General features: G+C 70.3%; 11 protein-coding genes. 2 read left to right on the plus strand and 9 right to left on the minus strand.

All coding sequences use genetic code 11. The features are described from left to right. Positions 1 to 56: 56 nt before the first annotated feature. The 9 genes from ABZ855_RS36730 to aroA form a co-directional block, all read right to left on the minus strand. The gene (locus tag ABZ855_RS36730) at positions 57 to 4,892 is read right to left on the minus strand and encodes a type I polyketide synthase (RefSeq protein WP_360814392.1); all 4,836 of its coding nucleotides are present in this window, start codon (positions 4,890 to 4,892) and stop codon (positions 57 to 59) included. A 64-nt stretch (positions 4,893 to 4,956) separates the two neighbouring features. Beyond that, positions 4,957 to 10,653: an SDR family NAD(P)-dependent oxidoreductase gene (locus ABZ855_RS36735; protein WP_360814394.1), complete on the minus strand. Its 5,697-nt coding sequence runs from the start codon at positions 10,651 to 10,653 to the stop codon at positions 4,957 to 4,959. 2 nt (positions 10,654 to 10,655) lie between these two features. After that, on the minus strand, positions 10,656 to 13,895 hold the full coding sequence (locus ABZ855_RS36740; RefSeq protein ID WP_360814396.1) for a type I polyketide synthase: 3,240 nt from the start codon (positions 13,893 to 13,895) through the stop codon (positions 10,656 to 10,658). A 19-nt stretch (positions 13,896 to 13,914) separates the two neighbouring features. After that, positions 13,915 to 14,601: an NAD(P)H-binding protein gene (locus ABZ855_RS36745; RefSeq protein WP_360814398.1), complete on the minus strand. Its 687-nt coding sequence runs from the start codon at positions 14,599 to 14,601 to the stop codon at positions 13,915 to 13,917. 2 nt (positions 14,602 to 14,603) lie between these two features. Next, positions 14,604 to 15,848, minus strand: coding sequence for an MFS transporter (locus ABZ855_RS36750; protein WP_360814400.1), 1,245 nt, complete (start codon positions 15,846 to 15,848; stop codon positions 14,604 to 14,606). A 184-nt stretch (positions 15,849 to 16,032) separates the two neighbouring features. Then, the gene (locus ABZ855_RS36755; RefSeq protein WP_360814402.1) at positions 16,033 to 18,117 is read right to left on the minus strand and encodes an FAD-dependent oxidoreductase; all 2,085 of its coding nucleotides are present in this window, start codon (positions 18,115 to 18,117) and stop codon (positions 16,033 to 16,035) included. 17 nt (positions 18,118 to 18,134) lie between these two features. Further along, a complete protein-coding gene (locus tag ABZ855_RS36760; protein WP_360814404.1) occupies positions 18,135 to 18,980 on the minus strand; it encodes an SDR family oxidoreductase in 846 nt (281 codons plus the stop codon). Continuing rightward, positions 18,977 to 20,140: an acyl-CoA dehydrogenase family protein gene (locus ABZ855_RS36765; protein ID WP_360814406.1), complete on the minus strand. Its 1,164-nt coding sequence runs from the start codon at positions 20,138 to 20,140 to the stop codon at positions 18,977 to 18,979. Before ABZ855_RS36765 ends, ABZ855_RS36760 begins: the two co-directional genes overlap by 4 nt. Before the next feature lie 51 nt (positions 20,141 to 20,191). Then, on the minus strand, positions 20,192 to 23,179 hold the full coding sequence (gene aroA, locus ABZ855_RS36770) for a 3-phosphoshikimate 1-carboxyvinyltransferase (protein WP_360814408.1): 2,988 nt from the start codon (positions 23,177 to 23,179) through the stop codon (positions 20,192 to 20,194). Positions 23,180 to 23,785: 606 nt separating this feature from the next. Here aroA and ABZ855_RS36775 point away from each other — a divergent pair. Both ABZ855_RS36775 and ABZ855_RS36780 read left to right on the plus strand, forming a co-directional pair. Beyond that, complete coding sequence (locus ABZ855_RS36775; RefSeq protein ID WP_360814468.1) at positions 23,786 to 25,114, plus strand: 3-deoxy-7-phosphoheptulonate synthase; 1,329 nt, start codon at positions 23,786 to 23,788, stop codon at positions 25,112 to 25,114. 18 nt (positions 25,115 to 25,132) lie between these two features. Continuing rightward, positions 25,133 to 25,909, plus strand: a complete 777-nt coding sequence (locus ABZ855_RS36780) for an alpha/beta fold hydrolase (protein ID WP_360814410.1) — start codon at positions 25,133 to 25,135, stop codon at positions 25,907 to 25,909. The last annotated feature ends 215 nt before the right edge of the window (positions 25,910 to 26,124 follow it).

Here is a 26,124-nt window from a genome sequence, read left to right on the forward strand (position 1 = left end):
GCCGGGCCGTCTGATGGGGGAACAGACATGGGAGGACCTTTCGTGGAGATGCCGCGTCAGGAGATGTCGAATTCGCTGCCGAGCATGGCCAGCAGTTCCTCGTCGGTGGCGTCGTCGAGTCCTTCTCCGGGCACTCCTGCCGGAATGGGCCCCACTTCCTCGCCCGCCTTCCAGCGGGCAAGGAGACTGGCCAGACGCATCGAGATCCGGGACCGTCCCACCGAGTCCGCCTTCAGTGCGGCCAGTGCGGCCTCCAGCCGGTCGAGTTCCTCGTCTGCCGTCCCCGTTCCGGGCGCGCCTTCGACCGTGAGCAGCTGCTGCAGGAAGGCCGCGATGGCCGTGGGCGAGGGGTGGTCGAAAGCGAGCGTCACCGGAGTGTCCACCCCGAGCCTGCTGTTGAGCCGCTTGCGCAGACCGACGGACGCCAGGGAGTCCAGCCCGAGGTCGCGAAACGAACGCGCGGGTTCCACCTGAGCCGGGTCCGGGTAAGCCAGCTCGGCCGCTACCTCGTTCTGTACCAGATCGAGCAACGCGGCCTGCATAGCGGCCGGTTCGAGTACGGACAGCTCCCGCCGGAAGGCTTCCGCCGCCGTGTCGCTTGCCTCCGGGACGGCCGTCTGCGCCGCCCGCACCTGAGGCAGGTCCTCGATCAGCGGACGTCGCCTCACGGCTGTGTAACTGGCCGCGAACGGCACCCAGTCCACGTCTGCGACGGTGACTTCGGCCTCGTCGTCATCGAGTGTCCGCTGCAACGAGGCGATCGCCTGGGCGGGCTTCAGCGCTCCGAGACCGATGCGGCGCAGCTGCCGCGCGGTGTCCCGGTCCACCATCCCCGAGTCCGCCCAGATGCCCCAGGCCACCGAGGTACCGGCCGCTCCGCGTGCCCGGCGTAGCGCGACCAGGGCGTCGAGGTAGGCGTTCCCAGCCGCGTAGGCCCCGCTGAAGGAGCTGCCCCAGACCGCCGAGATCGAGGAGAACACCACGAACGCGTCCTGTTCGGTGCCGCCGAGGAGTTCGTCCAGGATCCGGGCTCCGTCGGTTTTCGCCGAGACCACGTCGGCGAACTCCTGGGGGCTCATCTCGGCGATTGAGGTGCTCTGCCCGACACCGGCCGCGTGGAAGACCGACCGGACCGGCGCGCCCTCGTCAGCCAGTTGCCTGAGCAGGGTGGCGACCGCGTCCCGGTCGGCCACGTCAGCCGCAACAGCCCTGGCCGGAGTACCGGTTGCGTCCAGTTCGGCGAGCAGTTCCGCCGCGCCGGGGGCATCGGCGCCCCGCCGGGAGAGCAGCACGATCGAGCAGTCGCCATGGGCGGCGAGCCATCGGGCGACGTGTCCGCCGACCGCACCAGTGCCGCCGGTGACCAGAACAGTGCCCGAGGGCCGCCACGGCCGGGTGCCCAGGACGTCCTCGCGGCCCTTCATCAGACGGCGGGCCCACACGCCGTCGGGGCGCACGGCGACCTGGTCCTCGGCACCGCCCGTGCCAAGGACACCTCCGAGCAGGTCGACCTCCCGCTCGGTAAGCGCCCCCGGTAGGTCGACCAAGCCGCCCCAGCGTTCCGGATGTTCCAGGCTGACGACTCTCCCCAGGCCCCATACTGCGGCGCCACGCGGGCTGCGCACCACGTCGGCCGGGCCCGTGCTGACCGCCTCACGGGTGACGCACCACAGCGGTGCGCCGATCTCGGCGTCGCCGAGGGCCTGGACGAGCGTCAGCACGTGCTCAGCGTCGTCGGACCGGCACAGCACGCCGTCCACCCTCCCCACCGCGGCCAGGGCGGTGGCCAGCGAGGAGCGGTCGGCGCCCTCCAGCGGCAGTCGCACCGCCTCGTCGAACAGCCTCTCAAGGCCATGCTCGTCCACGCTTGTGGACCCGGCGACGAGCCAGCGGCCGGGGAGGCTCCGTACCTCCTGCGGTCGTGCCACCGGGATCCATCCGATGCGGTAGCGCCAGTCGTCCAGTTCGGAACGCAGCCGGTTACGCCGACGCCAGTGCGCGAGGGCCGGTACGACCGCGCGGAGCCCGTCCTCCGTGCCCAGTTCGGCGCTGAGCCGTTCGATGTCCTCGCGTTCCACCGCGTCCCAGAAGCCGGTCTCCGCATCCATGCCCGGAGCCACCGGGACGGGCGGCACCAGCCAGTAGTGCTCGCGCTGGAAGGCGTACGTCGGCAGCGGCAGTCGGTCGCCGGGGACCAGCACCCGGGACCAGTCCACCGGCAGGCCGGCGACGTGCGCCTCCAGCAACGACAGCAGCGCACGGTCCAGCCCGCCGATGTCGCGGCGCAGTGTGCCGACGGGCACGCCGGGTGCGCCGGCCGCCTCGAGGGTCTGCTGTACGCCGACCGCGAGAAGGGGGTGCGGGCTCGCCTCCACGAAGAACCTGAACCCGTCCGAGGCCAGCGCCTCGACCGCGTCCTGGAACAGCACTGTCTGCCGCAGGTTCCGGTACCAGTAGTCGGCGTCCAGCTCGTGCCCGGCGAGCCGGGTGCCGGTAACGGTCGAGTACAGCGGCACCGTGCCGTCCACGGGCTCGATCCCCGCGATCGCGGCGAGCAGTTCGTCTCGTATCTCCTCCACGGCCGCGGAGTGGGAGGCGAAGTCCACCTCGATCCACCAGGCCCACACCCCATCGGCCTTGCATTTCGCGGCGAATCCGCGCAGCGCCTCCGAGGTGCCGGAGATGACCACGGAGTCCGGACCGTTGACCGCAGCCAGCGACAGCTCGTTCCCCCAGGGCGCGAGACGCTCCGTGGCCTGGTGCGCCGAAAACCCTACGGACAATGCCCGGCCCTTCCCGGAGAGTCCTACGAGCAGCCGGGAGCGGGCCACCGCCACGCGCGCCGCGTCGGCGAGGGTGAGAGCGCCCGATACACAGGCGGCCGCGACCTCGCCCTGCGAGTGCCCGACGACCGCGTCAACTCGCACTCCCCACGACTGCCAGAGCCGGGCCAACGAGACCATGACGGCGAAGAGCGCCGGCTGGACCACGTCGATGCGGTCGAGCAGATCCCCGTCGTTACCGGCCACGACGTCCAGCAGACGCCAGTCGACGAGTTCGTCCATCACGTCCGCGCACGCGCGCATGGAGTCGGCGAAGACGGGAGACTCGGCCATCAGGTCGCGGGCCATGCCCGCCCACTGGCCGCCCTGCCCGGGGAACATCAGCGCCATGCCGCCATCGGCCGCGACATCCGAGACCACTCCGAGCGGCAACCTCTCACCGGCCGCCAGGACGTCCAGGCCGTCCAGCAGGGTGTCGCGATCAGCGGCCAGCACTGCGGCACGGTGGTGGAAGAGCGACCGTGTGGTCGCCAGCGACCAGGCCACGTCGGCCGGCTTGGCCTGCGGCCGGGCGCGGAGGAAGGAGCGCAGCCGGTCGGCCTGCGCGCTCAGCGCGGCGGGGGACTTGGCCGACAGCACGACCGGCACCGCGGGCGGCTTTCCGGAGCCCGCCCTGTCTGTCTCCGGCTCCGCGCCGTCCTGCGGGTGTCCGGGCGCCGTCGTCCAGGCGTCGTATTCGAGGACGACGTGCGCGTTGGTGCCGCTCATGCCGAACGCCGACACCGCGGCCCGGCGCGCGCGGTCCACCTCCGGCCAGGGCATCGCCTCCGTGAGCAGCCGCACCTGTCCCTCCCCCCAGTCGACCTCCCGGGTCGGCGCGCTGACGTGCAGCGTCCTGGGCATCACGCCGTGCCGCAGGGCGAGGACGGTCTTGATGATCCCGCCGACGCCGGCGGCGGCTTGCGCGTGGCCGATGTTCGACTTCAGTGATCCGAACCAGAGGGGACGCTCGGGATCGCGGTCACGGCCGTAGACGTTGACCAGTGCCTGGGCTTCGATGGGATCGCCGAGTGGGGTCGCGGTGCCGTGCGCCTCGACCATGTCGACCTGGCCGGGCGCGACCTGGGCGGCGCGAAGGGCTGCCTCGATCACCTGGTGCTGGGAGGGCCCGCGCGGCGCGGTGAGGCCGTTGGAGGCGCCGTCCTGGTTGAGTGCGGAGCCACGTACCACGGCGAGCACCTCGTGGCCGTTGCGGCGGGCGTCAGACAGCCGCTCCAGGACCAGCATGCCGGCGCCCTCGGACCAGCTGGTGCCGTCGGCGTCGTCGGAGAACGACTTGCACCGGCCGTCGGGGGCGAGCGCGCGCTGCCTGCTGTACTCGCTGAACACCATCGGGCTGGCGATCACGGCGGCGCCGCCGGTCAGCGCGAGGTTCGTCTCGCCCCGGCGCAGCGACTCGCACGCCAGGTGCAGTGATACGAGGGCCGACGAGCAGGCGGTGTCCACGGTCATCGCCGGGCCCTCCAGGCCCAGGGTGTACGCGATGCGGCCGGAGGCGACGGCCGGGGCGACGCCTGTCACGACATGCCCCTCCACCTCCGGGGGGATCGTGGGCGACCCGGAGCCGTAACTGTGCGCGGACATGCCGACGAACACGCAGGTGCTGCTGCCGCGCAGTGTTTCCGGGACGATGCCCGCGTTTTCCACGGCTTCCCAGGAGGTCTCCAGCAGCAGCCTCTGCTGGGGGTCCATCGCGAGGGCCTCGCGGGGGGAGATGCCGAAGAACGGGGCGTCGAACTCGGCGGCACCGCCCAGGAATCCGCTCTCCGTGACGTAGCTTCTGCCCGGTGTGTCGGGGTCGGGGTCGTACAGGGTGTCCAGGGGCCAGCCACGGTCGGTGGGCAGTGGTCCGATCGCGTCGCCATCGCCGAGGACGAGGTCCCACAGCTGTTCCGGTGAGTCGACACCGCCGGGAAACCGGCAGCTCATACCGATGATGGCGATGGGTTCGGTGGCGCGGTCGCGGACTTCCTTCAGGTTCTGTTTCGTGCTGCGCAGGTCGGCGGTGACGCGTTTGAGGTAGTCGCGGTACTTGTCTTCGTTTGACATGGGATCGGGCTCCAGGGTGCTGTGCTGTCCCGTACAGAGGGCGAGGGGAGCGGAGACGAGAGGGTCAGTCCGTGCCGAGTTCCTGGTCGACCAGGGCGAAGATGTCCTCGTCGCTCTCGCCCTCGAAGACGGTGTCGAGGTCCTGCGCGGGAGGCTGCAGGGATGTGGCCGTGTGGCCGTCGGACCACCCCCACAGCAGTGCTTCCAGCCGCGCGGTGACACGGCGACGCTCGGCATCGTCCGGCTGCTGCGCCGACAACGTCTCGGCCAGTCGGTCGATCTCGGCGTCCAGGGGTGAGACGGGTGCGGGCGGCTCCAGCAGCACCAGCAGGCGGTCCGCGAGCGCGGCCGGTGTCGGGAAATCGAACACCAGCGTCGCCGGCAGAGTCAGGCCCGTGCCCGCGGTCAACCGGCTGCGCAGCTCGACCGCGCCCAGGGAGTCCAGGCCCAGTTCGGTGAACGTCTGTCCGGCAGCGACGGCCGCAGCCGAGCCGTAGCCGAGCACCTCCGCGGCCATCTGCCGCACCAGCGTCACCCCTCGGCCTCGTCGCTCGGCCTCCGGAAGGCCCGCGAGTTCCGTTTTGAGGGTGCTCGCGGATTCTTCGTCGTGACCGCCGCCCTGGACACCGGCCAGCCGTCGCAGCAGCGTGGGCAGGCCGGGATCGGCTGCCCTCATCCGCAGGGTGCGCCGGTCGAAGGGAGCGGCCACCAGCAGCGCGTCCCCGTCGCCGATGGTCGCCGCGTCGAACAGAGCGAGCCCCAGCCCGGTGGGCAGCGTGCCGAGCCCGGCGCGCGCCATCCGTCCTACGTCGGCATCCGTGACGTCCCGGGTCAGCTCTGTGGCCTCCTTCCACAACCCCCACGCGAGGGACACCGCAGGCAGCCCCGACGCCCGACGGTGCTGGGCCAGCGCGTCCAGGAACGCGTTGGCCGCGGCGTAGTTGCCCTGTCCGGGCGCACCGATCACACCGGCCGCCGAGGAGAACAACACGAATGCCGCGAGGTCGAGGTCCTCGGTTGCCTCGTGCAGCGCCCAGGCGGCTTCGGCCTTGGGTGCCAGCACCGTCTCCAAACGCTCCGGGGTCAGCGCTGTCAGGACACCGTCGTCTATCACGCCGGCGGCGTGCACCACGGCGGTCAGTGGGTGTTCGGGCGGCACCGAGGCGAGCGCGGCCCTGAGGGCCGCCGGGTCAGTGAGGTCACCGGCGTGGACCCGGACGTCGGCGCCCAGCTCGGCGAGTTCCCGCAGTGCCCGGTCGGCGCCGGGGGTGTCGGCCCCTCGTCGGCTGAGCAGCAGCAGTCGGCGCATTCCGCGTACCTCCGCCAGGTGGCGGGCGACCCGCAGGCCGAGTCCTCCGGTGCCACCGGTGATCAGCACAGTGCCGAATGGGTCCCAGGCAGGTGCGGTCGTACGCACCCGCGAGCCGGACAGGACCTCGCCATCGCTGGCTGCGGGTCGTGGCAACTCCGGCAGTTCGTCGAGGGCTTCAGGCAGGGGGCCGGTCCCGGAGTCCCGCACGGCGGCGAACCGCGTGTCGTCGGCGGTGAGCCGGTGGATGGCCTTTGCGGCCGGTTCTTCGGCGGAGTCGTCCTCCTCAGGAAGGTTGAGGACCAGTCCGACCGGCCGGTCGCGAAAGAACGGGGCGAAGACATGAGCTGCCTCCTCTGTGCGCGAGGACGCGAGGTGGCCGACGTCCATCCCGAGGGCACGCAGCAGGGCCCGGGCGACGGGCGCCGCGGTGGCGAAGACCTCCAGGCCCCGGTGCCGGGCCAGCGCGACCACGGCGTAATCCAGCAACGTGGTCACGTCGTGCACCAGGACCGGCCGGTCCTTCGGTGCCCGCGCGAGCACCCCGGCAGCACGCAGATACGCGGCGGCCGACGCCGCGCGCGGGTAGGACCAGCCGGCGGGCACGACACGCAGTGTCCGCGCGTCCATTGGGACCGTGCGCTCGTCGGTGACCCGCTCGCCGGTCAGTACCCGGTCGCCGGGGGCGACATCGGTAACATCCGGACCGGCCGCGAGCACCGAACCGGCCGCGCCGCCGCCGGACACCGCCCTCACCGCAACGAGCACCTGCCCCTCCCCCGGGGGCTCCGGCTCGGTCTCTGGCGGCATGGACAGGTCCGCCGGGACGAGGCGGGGCACGAGCACTTCGCCGTCGCGGACGGCGTACTGCGCCTCCCGGTGCGCCAGCACGGCCGGCAGCCGGGCGGACGAGGACTCCCGGCCGTCGAGATCCACCAGGACGAGCCTGCCGGGGTGCTCGGACTGCGCCGACCGCAGCAGCCCCCATACGGCGGCCTGCGCGGGATCGGGCTGTTCCACCGGAGTGGCGGCCACGGCGCCGCGGGTCAGGACAACGAGCCGGCTGTCGCCGGTGCGCTCGTCGGCAAGCCATTCCTGCAGGAGACCGAGCGCGCGTCGGGTTTCCTTGGCCACCGCGACCCCCGGATCCGGCTCGGCGATCGGCCACCAGACCAGCACGGCCTCACCGGGATCCTCGTCACCGTAGAGCACGGCACCCAGCGATGCGGCGGTACGCAGGTCTGGCACGGCGTCATGCCAGAAGGCCGGCGTGCCGGTGCCGCCGACCGTCGTCCACCGCACGTGCTCCCGCTCAGGTGCGGGGCCCACGTCGGCCCATGTCACCCGGAAAAGGTTGTCCCGGACGGCGTCCCGCGCGGAGTCGGCCGAGCCGATCGGACGCACTGTCAGCCCGGTGACGGTGGCGACGGGCACCCCGTCACCGTCCGCCAGGTCGAGCGTGACAGTGTCGTCCACTCCGCCGCTCAGTCGTGCCCACAGCTCGGTGGCACCGGTGGCGTGCAGGGTGACGCCCTGCCACAGGAAGGGCAGCATGCCCGTGCTCTCGTTTCCGCCGCGCAGGGCCAGCGTGTGCAACGCCGCGTCGGACAGTGCCGGGTGCAGAGCGAACCGCCGTGCCTGACCGTGTGCCTCGTCGGGCAGCCGGACCTTCGCGTAGAGAGCCTCGCCGTCGGACCAGGCCTGCATGAGACCCCGGAAGCGCGGTCCGTAGTCGAGTCCGGCGGCCGACAGACGGTCGTAGAGTCCGGCGATGTCCAGTTGCTCGGCATCCGCAGGCGGCAAGGCGGACCGGGTGGCCGCGGACGCCACCGTCGTGGAGAGGGTGCCGGTGGCGTGCCGGATCCAGCCCTTGCCCCCGTCCGCTCCTTCCTGACGCGCCGTTTCCTCTTCACGGGAGTACATCGAGATCTCCCGCCGGCCCCGGTCGTCCGGTCCACTGATCTCGGCGCGCAGCAGCCTGGCGCCCTCGGCCGCCAGCACCAGCGGGGTTTCCAGCACGAGTTCGTCGAGCCCGGAGCAGCCGGTCACACGGCCCAGATGCAGAGCGAGCTCGACGAAGGCGGTGCCGGGCAGAAAGACCTGACCACCGACAACGTGGTCGCCCAGCCAGGCATGGGTCGACAGCGACAGCCGGCCGAACGCGGAAACCCCCGTGCCGTCGACGGTCGTGGTGAGGGCCCCGAGCAGCGGATGCCCGGCGGGTTGCAGACCGGCCGTCGCGACATCGGCGGCGGACGGCTCGTCCGGCCAGAACCGGGTGGGCTGGAAGGGGTACGGAGGCAGCACGACCGGCCGCACCGCCGTCCGGGGGAAGACCCGCCTCCAGTCCACCGGCACCCCGCCCTCCCACAGCCTGGCGAGCTCGGCGAGGAGTTCCGTCCTGGTCCACCGGTGGTGAGGTCCGAAGCCGCTCTCCAGCTGTGGTCCCTCGCCCTCGGCGGGGGTCGCCTGCGCCGGGTCGTCCCCGTCGAGTGCTTCTTGGAGGGTGCAGTCCCCGCCGAGGTAGGCGGCGGCGCGGGCGGCGTCGCCATGTTCGGCGACAGGTTGTACGCCGAGGTGACGCCACATGCGCAGCAGGGCGAGCCATCCGGTGAGCGAGACGAGCCGCCCGTCCAGGTCCTTCTCGATCGCGGCCGGCACATCCTCACCAGTCGCTGCGGTGAGTTCGGCAGCGGCCTGCGCCAGCGCGTCGGCGAAGGGCGGAAAGGTATCGCGCAGATCCCGGATGTCAGCGGCGTCGGCCGGTTCACCGGTCAGTCGCAGGGTGACCGCGGACGGTTCCACGGGCCCCCCGGCGACGGGTGCGCTCAGCAGTCGCGCGGCGAGTGTCCCGATGTCCTCGCCCACCACGGCGGCGCGGTAGGCGAACCGTGTGGCGCGTCCCGCCAGTGCGGTGGCCACCTCGGCGGCCGACGCGCCGGCGGCCGTACCGGTGGACACCGCGGCCGCGATCCGGGCGCACCCATCCACCAGCGCCGCGCGAGTGCGGGCCGAGACCATCCAGACGACCGGCCCGGCGGCTGGCTCCGGCCATGTGTCGTCGGGCTCCGGCGGGGCCTCTTCGATGATCACGTGCGAGTTGGTACCGCTGATGCCGAACGAGGAGATGCCCGCACGGCGGGTGCGCTCCCCGGCAGGCCATGGCCGCGCCTCGGTCAGCAGCCGTACAGCGCCGTCGCTCCAGTCGACATGGGGGGTCGGTTGGTCGATGTGCAAGGTCCTCGGCAGCGACTCGTGGCGCAGCGCCTGCACCATCTTGATGAGGGAGGCCATACCGGCGGCGGCCTGCGTGTGACCCAGGTTGGACTTCAGGGATCCCAGCCACAACGGCTGCTCCACCGGTCGCTGACCGTAGGTGGCCTGGAGTGCCTGCGCCTCTATCGGGTCCCCGAGCACGGTTCCCGTGCCGTGCGCCTCCACGGCGTCGATCTGGACGGGAGAGAGCCCCGCGTCGGCCAGCGCCTGGCGGATGACCCGCTGCTGCGCGGGTCCGTTGGGGGCCGTGAGGCCATTGGACGCCCCGTCGGAGTTGACCGCCGAGCCCCGGACCAGCGCCAGGACAGGGTGGCCGTTACGGCGGGCGTCGGACAACCGTTCCACGGCGATCAACCCGACGCCCTCGGCCCATCCCGTACCGTCGGCGGACGCGGAGAACGGCTTGCAGCGTCCGTCGGGAGCCAGCCCGCGCTGACGGCTGAACTCGACGAACACCAGCGGGCTGCTGATCACCGTGGTGCCACCGGCCAGGGCCAGCGAGCACTCGCCCCTCCGCAGCGACTGCATGGCCAGGTGCAGCGCGACCAGGGACGACGAGCACGCCGTGTCCACCGTCAGGCTGGGTCCCTCCAGCCCGAACAGGTAGGAGATCCGACCGGAGGCCACGGACAGGGCATTGCCCGTCGCGAGATGGCCTCGCACCTCATCGGCCGACTGGGTGGCGGCGCTGACATAGCCCTGGGGTCCGGCGCCGACGAACACCCCGGTACGCGATCCACGCAGGTCGGCGGGGTCGGCACCCAGTCCCTCGAACAGCTCCCAGGACGTCTCCAGCAGCAACCGCTGCTGCGGGTCCATCGCCAGCGCCTCACGCGGCGACAGGCCGAAGAACTCCGCGTCGAAGCCGGCCGCGTCGGTGAGGAAACCGCCGCTGCGCACGTACGACGTGTCGGGCCGGGCGGGGTCGGGATCGTAGAGCGCCTCGACGTCCCAGCCCCGGTCGGAGGGGAAGTCACCGATGACGTCCCGTCCTTCCGCGACCACCTGCCACAGGTCTTCGGCGCTCGTCACACCGCCAGGGAACCGGCAGGCCATGCCAACGACGGCGATCGGTTCCGCCGCCTTCTCCTCGGCGATCCGCTGGCGCTCGCGGGTCTCGTGCAGCTCCGCGGTTACCTTTTTCAGATAGTCGAGCAGTTCGCTCTCGCTGGCCATGGTCACTCCGCTTCCGAATCGGGCCCAATGCCGAATTGACTGGTGATGAAGGCGAGGACCGAGTCTGCGTCGGCGTTCGCCAGTTCGACCGACGAGTTGTCTCCCACCGGAGCGGGCGACAGTGCCCTGGCCAGTTCCCGCAGCCGGGCCACGACCGTCGCCCTGCCCTGCTCGTCGAGACGGTGGCCTGCGACGAGTTCGCCCACCCGGTCGATCTCGGCCAGGACCGGCTCCGGTCCCGCCGCCGGACCGGCAGGCGGTGCGGCCCGAGGGGACGACGCCGGGGCCGGCTCTGCCGACCGGTCGAGGACCGAGACGGCCGGCAGAGCCGACCCGGTGTCGGTGTCCGGGCGGTCGCACCACCGGCCCAGGGCGGGCAGCAGCTCAGCGAGGCCCGCGTGCTCCCCTACACCGAGTTCGGCGGCGACCATTGCGATGTCGCCCCGGGACACAAGCCGCCGCAGGCGCGGGTCGTCACCGGTCGTCGCCCGTGGTGCGGCGTCGAGCCAGTGCCGTTCCCGCTGGAAGGGGTAGGTCGGCAGGTCGACGTGGGCACCATGGAGGGGCAGCAGTGAGGCCAGATCCACCGGGACGCCCTGGCAGTGCAGCCGGGCCAGGGCGGTCAGAGCGGACCGGGGCTCGGGCCGGTCACGGTGGAGCACCGCCACGCTCAGGTTGTCCCGGTCGTCCAGGCTGTCCGCGGCCATGGTCGCCAACACCCTGTCGGGGCCGAGCTCGACGAAGGTGGTGACGCCGTGCGCTACAAGGGTGCGCACACCGTCGGCGAAGCGGACGGTGCCGCGCACGTGGTCCACCCAGTAGCGCGGGTCGCACAGCTGGGTTGCGGAGGCTGGTTCGCCGGTGGCGTTGGAGACCACCGGGACGGAGGGCGCGTGGTACTCGACCGACGAGGTGACCTGGAGGAAGTCGTCGAGCATGCCGTCCATGCGCGGCGAGTGGAAGGCGTGACTGACGTTCAGCCGCCGCGCGGGTCTGCCCCGGGCCTGCCAACGCTCGATCAGGTCCGTCACCGTGTCCTCGTCGCCGGACACGACCACGGATCGCGGGCCGTTGACCGCGGCGATGCCCACCTGGTCCGCGCGTTCCCGCAGCAGGTCGACGATCTCGGACTCGTATGCCTGCAGCGCCGCCATGGCGCCACCCGGCGGCAACGCCTGCATCAGACGTGCTCGGGCGGCCACCACGGCACATGCGTCGGCGAGCGACAGCACCCCGGAGACATACGCGGCGACGAGTTCGCCGATGGAGTGGCCGAGCAGCAGGTCGGGGCGTACACCCCACGAGTCCAGCAACGCGAACAGCGCGGCTTCGACGGCGAACAGCCCTGGCTGGGCGAACTCGGTGGTGTCCAGCAGCGCCCCCTCCGCCGTACCGGCGTCGGCGAAGACGATCTCTCGCAGCGGTCTTGAAAGATGTTGGTCCAGCTCGGCGCAGACCGCGTCGAACTCCTTCGCGTAGGCGGGGAAGGTCTCATACAACTCGACACCCATGCGCGGCCGTTGGCTGCCCTGACCGGAGAACAGGAAAGCGATCCGGCCGGTCCCGCGTGCCTCGCCGGTCACGGCGTCCGGATGTTCGTCTCCCTTGGCCAGCGCGGAAAGCGCCGCGCGCAGCTCACCGAGGTTTGGGCCGAGGAGGACCGCGCGGTGCTCGAACCGGCTGCGGGTGGTGGCCAGCGCCCGCGCCACGTGCGGCGGTTCGGGCTGCGGTCGGCGGGCCGTCCAGTCGAGCAGCGCCGCCGCCTGCGCGGCCAGCGCCCGCGCCGATCGCCCGGAGAGCAACCAAGGCAGCAGCAAAGAACCGGACATCTCACGCCTGGCTCCGGTGTCCTGGGCCGCTGCCCCGCTCGCCGCCCCGCCCGACGGCTCCCCGGGAGCCTCCTCCAGCAGCAGATGCGCGTTGGTTCCGCCGAGTCCGAAGGACGAGACGCCGACCCGCCGGGCATACCCGATGTCGCTCCACGGCAGCGCCCGGGTCACTGGCCGAACCGTGCCCGCCGACCAGTCGGACTCAGGTGTGACCTCGTCGGCGTGCAAGGTGGGCGGCAACGTGCGGTGCCGGAGTGCCATCACGGCTTTGATCACTCCGGCGACGCCGGAGGCGGCCTGGGTGTGACCGAAGTTGGACTTCACCGAACCTATCGCCAGCGGATCGTCCGCCTTGCGGGCCGTGCCGTAGACCGCCGTCAGCGCCTCGGCCTCGATCGCGTCGCCCAGACGGGTGCCCGCGCCGTGCGCCTCGACCAGGTCCACCTCACCGGACGGCACGCCGGCCGCGGCCAACGCGTCACGCATCACCCGCTCCTGCGCCGCTCTGGCCGAAGTCGCCCAAAGTGTCGGACCGTCCGGTGCTTCGCACGCGCCCACGGAGTTGACCGCTGATCCACGGATCAGCGCGAGCACCGGGTGGCGGTTCCGACGCGCGTCCGAGAGCCGTTCGAGCAACAGGACGCCGGCGCCCTCGCCGAGGCCGAAGCCGTCCGCGCCGACGCCGAACGCCTTGCACCGCCCGTCGGGAGCCAGCAGCCCGCGGGCATCGAGGTCGACGAGGGTGCTCGGCGTCGACATCACTGTCACCCCACCCGCGAGGGCTGCCACACACTCCCCGTCGCGCAGCGACCGCACGGCCAGATGAAGGGCGACCAACGAGGAGGAACAGGCGGTGTCGACGGTCAGCGACGGTCCGCGCAGCCCCAGCGTGCCGGTAACGCGTCCGGAGACCAGCGCGCCCCTCGTACCCGTGACGAGATGTCCTGAGGCGACCTCGCCCGCCGCAGCGTGCACGTCCGAGTAGTCCAGGACGCTGGATCCGAGGAACACCCCGATCCGGCAGTCGCGCAGGGAGCGAGGATCGATGCCGGCGTTCTCCACTGCTTCCCATGAAACCTCCAGCATCAGCCGCTGTTGGGGGTCGAGGGCTGCTGCCTCCTGGCGGGAGATCCCGAAGAACGCTGCGTCGAACAGGTCGGCGTCGTGAAGGAAGCCACCCGCACGGCTGCGGCCTTGCGCCCCGTGATCCGGGTCGTTCCGACCCGTCACATCCCAGCCGCGGTTGGCGGGCGGAGCCGAGACGACGTCCCGCTTCTCGACGACGACGCGCCAGAGGTCGTCGGCTCCGCTCACCCCACCGGGGTAGCGACAGCCGACACTGACCACGGCGATCGGCTCCCGGCGGTCACCTTCCCGCTCGGTGGTCGTCGCGTCGGCCTTGTCATTGAACACTGCTCACTCCACCGTTCATTCACGACGAGAAAAGGTGAGATCCGGATACACAAGGACTCAGCTCCGCCAGGGCTGCTCGGATCTCCCGAGTACCGGAGGTGACGGCCAGCACGTTGTGCACCACCTCCGGCGCGACGAGCGCCTCCACGATGGTCATGGCCATGTCGGCCCGGCCGAGGGGGTCATCGGGGCGGGGGTCGGGACCGGCGCACAGCCGGATCCGTCCGGTGGGCGGGGAATCGTTCAGCTCCCCGGGGCGCAGCACGCACCAGTCCAGGTCCCGCTCCCGCACGGCGAGTTCCGCCCGCTCCTTCTCCCTCAGATACGCGGGCAGATCCTCGCCGAGCGCCGCGCGGTCGCTCTCGCTCGGCAGCATGGCGCTCACCAGCACGAAGCGGCGGACCCCGGCCCGCTCGGCCGAGAGGGCCAGCAAAGCTGCCGGGGACAGAGCCGCGGGCGGGCCGGATCCGAGCCCGGTGCCCGCGGCCAGCACCACCGCGCCCGCTCCAGCCATGGCGTCCAGGACCTTCTCCGCCACCCCGCTGCTGTCGGCGCCGAGCACTACGGGTTCGACGCCGACCGACCGCAACCGGGGCGCGTGCTCGACCCTGCGGATCAGACCCACCGGCGTCACGCCATGAGCGAGCAGGGTCTCCGACAGCCGGGCGCCGAGACGTGTCGTGGCGCCCAGAATGACTACTCGCATGCTCAGTTCACCTCGCTGGCCGGCACAGCGGCCTCGGACCGGACGGGCTGCGGCAGGCTGACGGCCAGGGCAGCGGAGACCAGCGCGGAGACCGCGCCGAGGCCGATCGACGCCGTCGGTCCCCACTCGTCGAGCAGCCAGCCCACCATGGGCATGATCAGGGCGACTCCGCCGGTGGTCGCCGTGGCCAGCCAGCCGAACGCCTCGGCGCGGCGCTCGGGCGGCGAGAGATCGCCTATCCGGGCGTTGCTCGCCCCGAGGCTCGGGGCTACCGCCGTCCCCGTCAGGGCCGTCGCCACCGCGAGCGTCCACACCGGGGTCTGCTCCGAGAGGGGCGGCAGCAGCACCGCCAGCACAGCCAGACCCACCACGAGCACCCCGATACTGCGCCCGCTGTTCTGCTTGCGGCCACGTCCGACGACAGCCAGTCCACCGATGGCGGAACCCAGGCTGAACAGGGCGATCAGTACTCCCGCCGTGGTCGCCTCGCCTCTGTCGCGGCCCCAGGCCACGAGTGAGAGGTTCACTGAGAAGAGGGCAGCCATCAGGAAGAACGCCACGAGCACCGCGCGCCGGAAGACCGAATCACGCAGCAGCGACCTCCGCTTCGCCGGTTCGCCCGGCTCCGCCTGGCCGCGCGGCTCGACATGCTCAAGAGCAGCCGCACGAAGCACCAGCGCGAAGACCATCGCCCCACCCGTGGCCAGTACGGCGCAGACAGCCACGGCGGCCGGGCCGCCCCACAGCGTCACGACTGTCGTGGCCAGCAGAGGTCCCGCCATGGCGACCAGTTCGTATCCGGTGGAGTCCAGCGTGTAGAGGGCGTCCCGCTGGTCGTCCTCGACCAGTCGCGGCCACACCGACCGGGAGATCTGAGAGACGGGCGGCAGGACCAGCCCCGTGCAGAAGGCGATCACCAGGGCGACCGGCCACAGACTCGCCGGCGCCAGCCCGGCCACGGCGATCAACAGACCGAGCCCCGTCGCGTAGGCGACACCCGTTGCGAACAGGACGGTGGTGAGGGAGTCGCGGTCGGCGATTCGTCCTCGCACAGGACCGGCCACCGCCTGTCCAACCGCCATCCCGCCGGACAGCAGACCCACGCTGGCGTACGAACCGGTCCAGTCGGCGATCAGGAACGACAGAGCGACCGGCAGGGCACTGAGGTGGGTTCGAGCGAGCAACGACAGCGGCAGAAGCCGACGGACGTGCCGTCCTCCCCATAGCGCGCGCAGCGAACGGAACATGTTCTGCTTTCCCTTGGTCGGGTGCTGGGTGCATACAGGCCTAAGAGGTGGAGGTGCGGGCGGCCGGAGCACCAGCCGGCGGGGCCGTGCACCGCGGCTGTCCTGTCGGAGAGGTTCGCCGAGCCACCCGCTCCGCCGAAGGCATGCACGATTTTCCGCATCGATCCGGCAGGGCTTCCATCCCCTATCCGCCCCTGTTCTCGCTCGGCACGCGCGCGACGCGGTGCGCGGCCCGCAGCCCTTCCGCGGTGGCCCTCACAGCGTTCAGACCCTCGACGCCAGCGGCACCGCCGGCGACGGCAAACGGCACGCCGGAATCGCGCAACAGCGCGACGAGGTCCGTCACGGGCCGCTGGCCCACGGCCAGGACCACATGGTCGGCGGCGACGAGCCGCTCCCCTTCGGCATCACGGACGACCACCCCATCGGGGGTGATCTCCCGGCACGTCACGCCGGTCAACATGCGGACCCCGGCGGATCGCAGCTCCCCCATGACAACCCAGCGTGTGCTCGGGCCGATGCCGTGGCCGATCTTCCTTCCCCGCCGCATCAGTGTCACCTCACGGGCGCCTCGCCGGGAGGGCACGGGTTGCGCCAGGGTCGTCGCACCGCTCCCTTTGCGCACGGCGTACCGCGCGAGGAAGTCCTCCGGTGTGGACCCGGTGCCCGGCTCAGCGGTGAGCCAGTGCGCCAGGTCGATCGCTATACCGCCACCGCCGATGACAGCGACCTTGGGGCCGAGGGACGGGAGGTCCTCGAAAACCTGGCCGTAGTCCAGGACATGGGGCAGTGTCACGCCCGGAAGGGCTGGCCGCGCGGGAACCACGCCCGTGGCGAGCACGACTCCCTCGAACTCCCGCAGTGCAGGGATGTCCTGGGGGCCGACCCTGCGGCCGGTGTGCAAGGTCACGCCCAGTTCCCGCAGTTCGCTCACATGGTGCCGGACGGTCTGAGCGAAGTCGGCTTTCCCCGGTACTCGCGCGGCCAGCCGGAACTGGCCGCCCGGCTCTGCGGACGCTTCGTAGACCTCCACCTGGTGGCCCAGTCCCCCGAGGGCCCGCGCCGCCTCCAAACCGGCGATCCCCGCGCCGATCACCGCGTAGCGACCGCGCCGCGGACCACCGCCACGCGCGGGATCGGGCGGGAACTCCGTCTCGTGTCCGGTCCTGGGGTTGACGAGGCAGGACACCGGGTCGGAGCCGAATGAGCGATCGATACACGCCTGGTTACAGGCGATACAGAGATTCACGGTGTCGGACCGGCCTGCGGCCGACTTGGCGACGATCCACGGATCGGCGAGGAAGGGCCGGGCCATGGCCACGAAGTCGATCCCGCCGGCGGCCAGCACCTCTTCGGCCTGTTCGAGACGGTTGAAACGATTGGCCGCGATCACTGCCACGGAGCCCATGCCGTCCGCCCGCAACGTCCTCTTCACCGCTTCGGCACTGTACGCCCAGGTACCCGCCGGGACCTGCGCCTGCACGGTGGGCACCCGCGACTCATGCCAACCCACGCCGACCGAGAGCGCGTCCGCGCCGGCCCTCGCCAGTGCCACGGCGAGGGCGCCGACCTCCTCCTCGGGGGTACCGCCCTCTACCAGATCCGCCCCGGAGATCCTGAACAGAACCGGGAAGTCCGTGCCGACGGCGGCGCGGACCGCGCTCAGTACCTCCACGGGGAACCGGCGCCGTCTCCCGCCATCACCGCCCCACTCGTCGTCACGGCGGTTCGTCAGCGGTGCGGTGAACTGATTGATCAGGTAGCCCTCGGAGCCCATCACCTCAACGGCGTCGAAACCGAGTTCACGCGCGGCTCCCGCGCCCGCGGCGAAGTCAGCGATCGTCGAGGCGACGTCCTCGAGCGTCATTGCGCGCGGGGTGCATTGTGAGAAGCGGCAGTAGACCGCGGAGGGGGCGAGCGGGCGGCCCTCGTCGACGCCCAGGAGCGCGTACCGCCCGGCGTGGAAGAGCTGGAGGGCGATCCGTCCGCCCCGGTCGTGTACCGCGCGCACGGCGGCCGAGAGCGCCGCCATGTGCCTACGGTTCCCGATCAGCCCGTACCCATGGCCGCCCACGCCGACGGAACTGACAGCGGTGCCGCCGGTGACGATCAGGGCCGCACCGCCCTCCGCGCGCTCCGCGTAGAAGGCGGCGAGTGCCTCGCCCCCGTCGTCAGCGGTCTCGAGGTTGAGGTGCATGGCACCCATGACGATGCGGTTCGCGAGCCCGAGCGGGCCGATGACACCGGGCCGGAAGACATGGTCGTACACACTGTGCCCCTTGCCGCTCAGGTGTCCCGCGTCGGGCGGGGCGGCAGCCGGAGATCCTCGCCCGCGTCGGCGAAGAACGGCGGCGCGACCACACTCAGGCCGCCGTCGACCACCAGCGTCTGGCCCGTGATGTACCCGGCCCCGTCGCCCAGCAGGAAAGCGATGGTGTCGGCCATCTCCTGGGCGGTACCGCGACGCCGGGCGGGTATACGGTCGAGCACGCCGCCGATGTCCGGCATGCCCTTGACGCTGTAGAAATAGGCCAGTGAGTCCGACTGGATCAGGCCTCCGTTCACCGCGTTGACGTTGATGCCGTACGGCGCGAACTCCACGGCCATGTACCGCACCCACGCCTCGATCGCGGCCTTCATCGCGCCCAACATGGCGTACGTCGGGTAGGCGCGGATCGAGCCGTAGGACGACAGCGCGACGATCCGACCGCCGTTGTCCATCAACCGGACGGCTTCCTGCGCGCCGAGGACGAATGCCCTCACGTTCATCGCGTACGAGCGGTCGAGGTGGTGCGGACCCAGGTCGACGATGTTCTTGAACGCGCTGGCCGCCGCGTTCGCCACGAAGTGGTCCAGGCGCCCGCAGCGGCGCGCTACCTCGTCGAAGAGCACGCGGACGCCCTCTGTGGTCTCCACATCCGCCTGAACGGCGAGACCCCGACCGCCGGCCTCCTCGATATCGGCGACGGTTTTCTCCGCCAGGTCGGCGTTCTTCTTGTAGTTGACCACGACGGTGCAGCCCTGGCGGCCGAGGGTGAGCGCCAGCGCCCTACCGATGCCGCGCGAGGCGCCCGTGATCAATGAGACCGGAGCCGTCCCGGTCTCCGGTGTCCTGCTGCTGTCACGGGTCAACGCTCTCCCCCTCCGGTGGCGGCGCCCTGCCGCAGCAGTTCACGGAACACAACGGCTTTCTGCACCTCGTTGGTGCCTTCCTCGAAGCGCTGGGCGCGGGCGTCCCGGTATACGCGCTCGATCGTCTGGGACTTCCAGTAGCCGAGCCCGCCGTGGATCTGGAGGGCCTTGTCGGTGACGGTGGTCAGCATCGTCACGGCGTGCATCTTCGCCATCGAGGACTGCATCGACGCGTCGTCGGCACCCGCCTCGAAGCGACGTGCGGCGTGCAGCACCAGTTGTCTGGCCGCCTCGATGTCGGTGGCGTTCTCGGCGAGCATGAACTGGATCGCCTGACGTTCGGTCAGGGACTTGCCGAAGGTCACCCGGGTACGCGCGTGGTCGAAGGCCAGTTGCTGAGCTCGCCGGGCCAGTCCGACGCAGCTCATGGCGACCGAGATCCGCGAGGGGGTGAGGAACCCGCCGAGGAAGACGTCCAGCCCCTCGCCCTCCTCGCCGATGCGGTGGTCCACCGGTACGGGCGTGCGGTCGAAGACGAGGGAGGCATGATCGGTGCCGGTGACTCCCATCGTGTCGGAGATGTCCTCGGCCCGTACCCCAGGCGCGTCGCGGGGCACCAGCAGAGCGACCGTGCCCCTGTGCCCACTGGTATCCGCCAGGCGTGCGGCCAGCAGGTAGTAATCGCAGCGCATCCCGAACGTGATCAGGTGCTTTCGACCGGAGAGGTAGTAGGTGTCCCCCTCACGCGTCACCGAGGCGGTGATGTCCGCACCGGTTCCGTTGCCGGGTTCGGTGAGCGTGAACGCGATCTTGATCTCGCCCATGACCGAGGGGACGACAAACCGCTTGCGCTGGTCGTCCGAGGCATGTCCGTCCATGGACCGCCAAATACCGTTGACGACATGCACGATCATGCGGATGGACCCGTGGGAGCGGGAGAAGATCTCCATCAGCTCCATCCACTGGGCGAACCCGAGCCCTTGCCCGCCGTACTCGACCGGAGCTGCCATCCGCAGGAACCCCAGTCCGTTCAGCTCGGCCCACAGCGCCTCCGGGACCTCGCCGGTCTCCTCGATGCGTTCGGCCCAGCGTTCGCCCGGCCCTCGCACCCATTGCCCGACCTCGTCCCGGACGCGGTCGAACCGCTCCTCGTCCACCATCTGCTCTGTGTCTCCTTACCTTTGCCGACTCTCCTGGCCCACTTGGCCGTCTTACACGTCGTGCGGTCTCAGGCCGCGGGCCCTGGCCCGCAGTTCGAACTTCTGCACCTTGCCAACCGGGTTGCGCGGCAGGGCAGCGACCCGTTCGAGCCGTTCAGGCCAGTACTGCTTCGCCACCTGATGTCCGTCCAGGTACCGCCGCATGTCGTCGAAGCCGAACTCAGTGCCGGGCCTCAACACCACGAACGCACAGGCGCGCTCACCAAGGCGGTCGTCGGGCATGGCCACGATCGCGACATCGTCGACCGATGGATGTCCGAAGAGCAGCTGTTCCACTTCCGCGACCGGGACCTTCTCACCACCGCGGTTGATCACATCCTTGACCCGCCCTGTGATCCGGACGAAGCCGTTCTCGTCGATCACCGCGAGGTCACCGGTGCGGTACCAGCCATCCGGGGTGAAGGCCTCCGCCGTCAGGTCGGGCCGATCCAGATAGCCGGAGAAGACGGTGGGCGAACGTATCTCGAAGTTGCCCTCGGTTCCTGCGGGCAGGAACCGGCCCTCGTCGTCGGTGACGCGCAGCCGGATACCGCCGAACGCGCGGCCGTCGGTGCCCCAGCACTGCCCCGGTTTATCGGCCGGCACGGACAGCGAGCCGAGGCAGGTTTCGGTGGTGCCGAAGGCTCCGCACACCGTGGTGCCGAGCACCAGACTCGCGCGTTCAGCCAGACCACGCGGCACGGTGGCCCCGGTGGCCACGAACATCCGCAGGTGACGCGGTACCTCCCCGGTGTCCTCGACAGCCTTCACCAGATCGGACAGGAAGGGCGTGGCGGCTTGCACGAAAGTCGCCTTGTGCGCGTTCAGCGAGACCACGGCGCGCTTCGGGTCCCACTCGGACTGCAGGATCTGCGGCACGCCGAGCACGATCGCCAGCACCATGCCGTACAGGAACCCCGTCTGGTGGGCGAGCGGGGAGGGCACCCACACGGTGTCGGCGGCGTCGAGGCCGAGGTGCCCGATCTCCATGGCGGCAGCCCGGACCAGGTTCGCGGACGGCTGCGTGACGCCCTTGGGTTCGCCCGTGGTGCCCGAGGTGAACAGCAGTTGCGCCGTCATGTCCGCCGTCGGCACGATCGCGTCGAGCGCCGTCCGGTCGACCGGGGTCGCGTCCAGAGCCACCGTCCAGTCGTGTACGGAGACTCCGTTCGTCGACACCTGCGGCAACCGGTGGGAGTCCGACCGGCCCACCACGACGACATGTTCCAGATGCGAGGACCGTGGGGCGAGGTGTGACAGGGCCTCCCGAGCGGGGCGCCGCGAGCGGTGCTCGTCCATCACGACCAGGACGCGTGCCCTGGACCGTTGGAGCACGAACCCCAGTTCCCGCTCCCGGTAAAACGGCATGACTGGGCAGCAGACCGCGCCGACCCGCAGGGCCGCCAGCGACAGCACCACGAACTCCAGGCGATTCGGCAATTGGTACGCCACGTTGTCCCCGGGCCGCACGCCGAGTCTCAGCAACAGCGCCGCGGCCCGCTCTACCTTGTCCGCCAACGCACGCCAGGTGATGAGAAGGTCCCCGTCCTCCCCCACGTCCACGACAGCGGTGTCCTCCGGGCGGGACTCGGCGTGCCGCTCAAGCCATGCGGGCAGGGTGACCCGAGCCGCAGTGTCCGGAGTCGTCGCCGTCGGAGCGCTTCCCCGGCCGGGACGTGCGGTGGTGCGCTCGGTGCCTTCCTCCACCGTCATCGGCACCCCGATGGTGTTCATCGCGTCGAGGAACCCCGGGTAGGAGATGCGGAACGCATTGGGGTAGGTCAGTGTGGAGTGGCCGCGTACCCGCGATGAGGCGACAGCCAGCGACATCAGCACGCGGTGGTCGTTGTACGACGACAGCCGCGCGCCCGCCAGGTTTCGTACTCCGCGCACCGTCAGGGTGTCCTCGGTCAGCTTCAGTTCGCCGCCCATGGAGTTGAGCTGGAGCATCGCGGCGGCCCGGTCGGACTCCTTCAGCCTGGTGTGCGCGATGTTGTGGAAGACCGACTCGCCGTGCGCGAAGGTGGCGAGGGTAGCGAGGATCGGCAGCATGTCCGGTACGTCGCGGCAGTCCACTTCGACTGCCTTCAGTGACGGCGCATTCTGCCGGATGCGCACGCCGCCGGGCGTCTGATCCTTATCCAGCGGCACGCCCATGGCACGGGCGATGTCGAGCAAGTGGAACTCAGGGTGGTCGGCCGGCCCGCCGTCAAGGCTCGTAATACCGCGCAGCAGCACGTCGGAAGGGTGCAGCGCGGCGGTGGCGATCCCAAAAGCCGCCGAGCCGATGTCCGGGGGCAGCGTCAGCTCGACGGCCCGCGGCGTCTGGTCCGGGGCCACCTCGAAGCGCCGCCAGTCCGGCGACACGACCACGCTGAGACCGAACTGCCGCATCATCGCGACCGTCAGTTCCAGGTAAGTGCGTTCGTTGAGTTCCCCCTCCACCTCGATGGTGGTGGGCCCAGTGGCGAACGGCGCGAGCAGAAGCAGCCCGGATATCCACTGGGACAATGTGCCCGGAATGGCTACGTGCCCCCCGGTCGGCCTGCGGCTCTCGACGTGGACGGGGGGACAGCCGTCCGCCGACCGCAGCCGGACGCCCATCCCTTCGAGTGCCTGCAGCAGGGGTCCCACAGGACGGCGCCGGAAGTACTTCTGTCCCGTGATCGCAACTGGGCGGTCCGACAGGGACGCAAGCCCGATCATGAAGTAGAGCGTGGTGCCGGAGCTCCCGGCCGAGACCTCCGCACGGAGGGGCCGGTACCGGCCACCGAGCCCCTGCACCACGAAGGTGTCGGCCTGGCGGGTGATGTTCACCCCAAGCCCGCGCAGCATCCTCACGGTGTACTCGACATGCCGGGCCTCGGTGAGCCCGTGGACGCGGCTCTCCCCGTCGGCGAGAGAGGCGAGGATCAGTGCACGGTGCGCGTGGTACTTGGAGTTCGGTACCTGGATCTCACCGGTCACCCGATGCTGGATTCCTTTGACAAGAAGATGCATAGGACTGACTGCTCCCAGTCGTTGGCGGCGCTCCGGGAAACGAAGAACGACCGGAGTTCTCTGCCGTGCTCCCACCAGACGGACCACGACCTATAGCATTCGGGCGCGCTACGCCCCAGGGCTTGCGCCGGTCCGCATTCACGTTCATGCTCCCCAACAACGGGGAAATGCATCAGCCCCTAACAACCCCTAATACTCCAGCTGTTGATCGCGATCCTCATGCTTGGGTTGCGGCTTATCCCCGGTATTGGCTGGTGCGGGATCGGGCTTGGTGGTGGCGTCACCTATCGGACCGGCCGAGCCGGTGGGCTGCGTGCGCCGGCCGGGTGAACAGCGGGTCCACGAGTGTTGGTTTCGGGGGATCACCCGTGAACGCGGCAGGCGAGGTCTGCCGTTGCAACGTCTCTACCAGTGCTCACGTGCGAGTAGGGCCGCGCCGACAAAGCGCATCCCGGGCGCCCCTCCCTCCCAGGCACCCCCTATTTCCGTCCCGCTCCCCCCCTGGCGCGGATGAGACGCATTGAGCGCACCCTCGTCCGCCTCCTATCGTCGGCATGCGGTCAAGAATTTCATGCAGGTCCGCCGGAGTTGTTCATGCCGGCTGGCATGGACTGTATTTTCCGACCGATACATAACCTGGAGACCGTTTTGAGGCAAAGTCCTGTCCTGCAGACGAGCAAACCGGCCGACCAGCAACCCGAATGGCCGGACAGAGCACTTGCCGATCGAGCACGGGCGGTCCTGGCTGGCCGTCCGCCCCTGGTCCGACTTTCCGACGTTCTCAGGTTTCGCACGCTCCTGGCGCAAGTGGCTCAGGGCGAAGCGCTGGTGATTCAAGCCGGCGACTGCGCGGAGAACCCGGATGAGTGCACGGCCGAGCACGTCTGGCGCAAATCCGCCCTGCTCGACCTCCTCACCGCCGCCCTGAAACTCGACACCGGCAAAGCGGTGCTGCGCGTGGGCCGCATCGCGGGCCAGTTCGCCAAGCCTCGTTCTCATCCCCTGGAGAACGTGGCCGGCCGCGAACTGCCCGTCTACCGCGGTCACATGATCAACTCTCCGCTGCCCACACCCGACAGCCGCCGCCACGACCCGCTGCGTCTGCTATCCGCCTATATGACCGCAGGCGATGTCATGGCCCACTTGGGATGGCACGGGTCCTCCGCCGGCCTCCAGGACTCCGTTGCGTTCGATACCGAATCCGCCGTCTGGACCAGCCATGAAGCCCTTGTGCTGGACTATGAACTCCCTTTGACACGCCGACTCGGCGACCGCCAATACCTGCTCGGCTCCACGCACTGGCCCTGGATCGGCGAACGCACTCGCCGGCTCGGCGGCGCCCATGTCGAGCTGATCACAGACGTCGTCAACCCCGTCGCCGTCAAGGTCGGCCCCACGATGACCGAAAACGAGATCATCGCCCTATGCACGCGCCTCGATCCCAGACGCGAACCCGGACGTCTCACGCTCATCTCCCGAATGGGTGCGGACGCCGTCGCCCATCGCCTGCCCCCGCTCGTCCGGACCGTCGCCCGCGCCGGCCACCCGGTCATCTGGCTGTGCGACCCCATGCACGGCAACACCGTCACTGGCCCGCATGGCCACAAGACCCGACTGCTGCCCACGATGGCCCACGAGATCCGGGAATTCCGCCGTGCCGTCGCCTCCGAGGGGGGCGTCGCCGGCGGACTTCACCTGGAGACGACCCCCGACGAAGTCCTCGAATGCGTGGATGACCTCCGCGCTCTGGAAGGTGCCACCGGCCTCCGCAGCACGCTGTGCGACCCCCGCGCCAACCCCGAGCAGGCCATCGCTCTCGTCTCCACCTGGAAAGACACCCGCCACGCTCCACCCACTTTCCGTCGTTCACCGAAAGGAGACACCTCGGAAAACGCCGCCAGGCTCCGCGGAGCGGCATCCGCCACAAACTCTTAGGCCGACCAAGGAATTTATATGAAGGACACGAAGAACCCGTCACAACACTCATCGAGCGTGTGGCTTCGCAGTTACCGCACCGGACCGCCCGAAGCGCCACTTCTCGTGGTCTTTCCGCACGCAGGTGGCTCCGCAAGCTACTATCGTGAATTCTGTACGACACTGTCCGATCGTTTCAACACGTTCGCCATGCAATACCCTGGCCGCCAGGACCGGCGCCACGAACCCCCTCCCGCAGACCTCCACACCTTGTCCGATCAGTTGTTCGACGAGGTCGCGGAATTCAGCGACCGCCCACTGGCATTCTTCGGTCACAGCATGGGTGCAGTACTCGCCTTCGAAGTGGCCAGACGCTTCGAGCAGCGCCTGAACCATCCCCTGGAAATGCTCTTCGTCTCCGGTCGCCGCGCCTCGACGCAGCCTCGCGACGAGACCATTGACCCGACCGATGATGACGCCCTGCTCTCCGAACTACGGAAACTGAGCGGCACCGACCACCGCCTGCTGGGCTATGAGGACATGCTTCACATGATCCTGGAACCCCTGCGCGCCGACTATCTGGCGCTAAATTCCTATGTTTCCGCTCCCGGCCCCGTCCTCCGCACCCCGATCACCGCCCTCACGGGCGCCTCCGACCCCCGCACCACCGAGACCGATGCCAACGCCTGGCGAGATCGCACCACCGGCGCCTTCGACCTGCGGGTCTTCCCCGGCGGGCACTTCTTCGTGAGCGAGCACCAAAAAGCGGTGACAACCTTCGTCGCGGAAAAGCTGTCCGCCCTCCAGCAAACCTGAAGCCGGTACAGGTCAAACGACGGCTCATGAAGCATGACCAGCACGACTGAACCGCTGCGGGATCGGTGGAGGCTGTGATGTGCCCCGGGTCTGATGGAGTCAGCTTGCTGGAGAATTGACCGTCCAGCAGCGTCCGGAGGCTGTCGTGCCCCGTAGTTATCCTCCCGAGTTTCGTCGCAGGGTCCTGGACTTGGCCGCATCCGGACGCACGATCG

This window comes from Streptomyces sp. NPDC047042 (genome assembly GCF_040644035.1).
GTDB lineage: Bacteria > Actinomycetota > Actinomycetes > Streptomycetales > Streptomycetaceae > Streptomyces.

Coding starts and splice junctions, on each gene's coding strand:
- ABZ855_RS36730 (WP_360814392.1), bottom strand. CDS start 4,892: ATGTCAAACGAAGACAAGTACCGCGACTACCTCAAACGCGTCACCGCC.
- ABZ855_RS36735 (WP_360814394.1), bottom strand. CDS start 10,653: ATGGCCAGCGAGAGCGAACTGCTCGACTATCTGAAAAAGGTAACCGCG.
- ABZ855_RS36745 (WP_360814398.1), bottom strand. CDS start 14,601: ATGCGAGTAGTCATTCTGGGCGCCACGACACGTCTCGGCGCCCGGCTG.
- ABZ855_RS36750 (WP_360814400.1), bottom strand. CDS start 15,848: ATGTTCCGTTCGCTGCGCGCGCTATGGGGAGGACGGCACGTCCGTCGG.
- ABZ855_RS36765 (WP_360814406.1), bottom strand. CDS start 20,140: ATGGTGGACGAGGAGCGGTTCGACCGCGTCCGGGACGAGGTCGGGCAA.
- aroA (WP_360814408.1), bottom strand. CDS start 23,179: ATGCATCTTCTTGTCAAAGGAATCCAGCATCGGGTGACCGGTGAGATC.
- ABZ855_RS36775 (WP_360814468.1), top strand. CDS start 23,786: ATGGACTGTATTTTCCGACCGATACATAACCTGGAGACCGTTTTGAGG.
- ABZ855_RS36780 (WP_360814410.1), top strand. CDS start 25,133: ATGAAGGACACGAAGAACCCGTCACAACACTCATCGAGCGTGTGGCTT.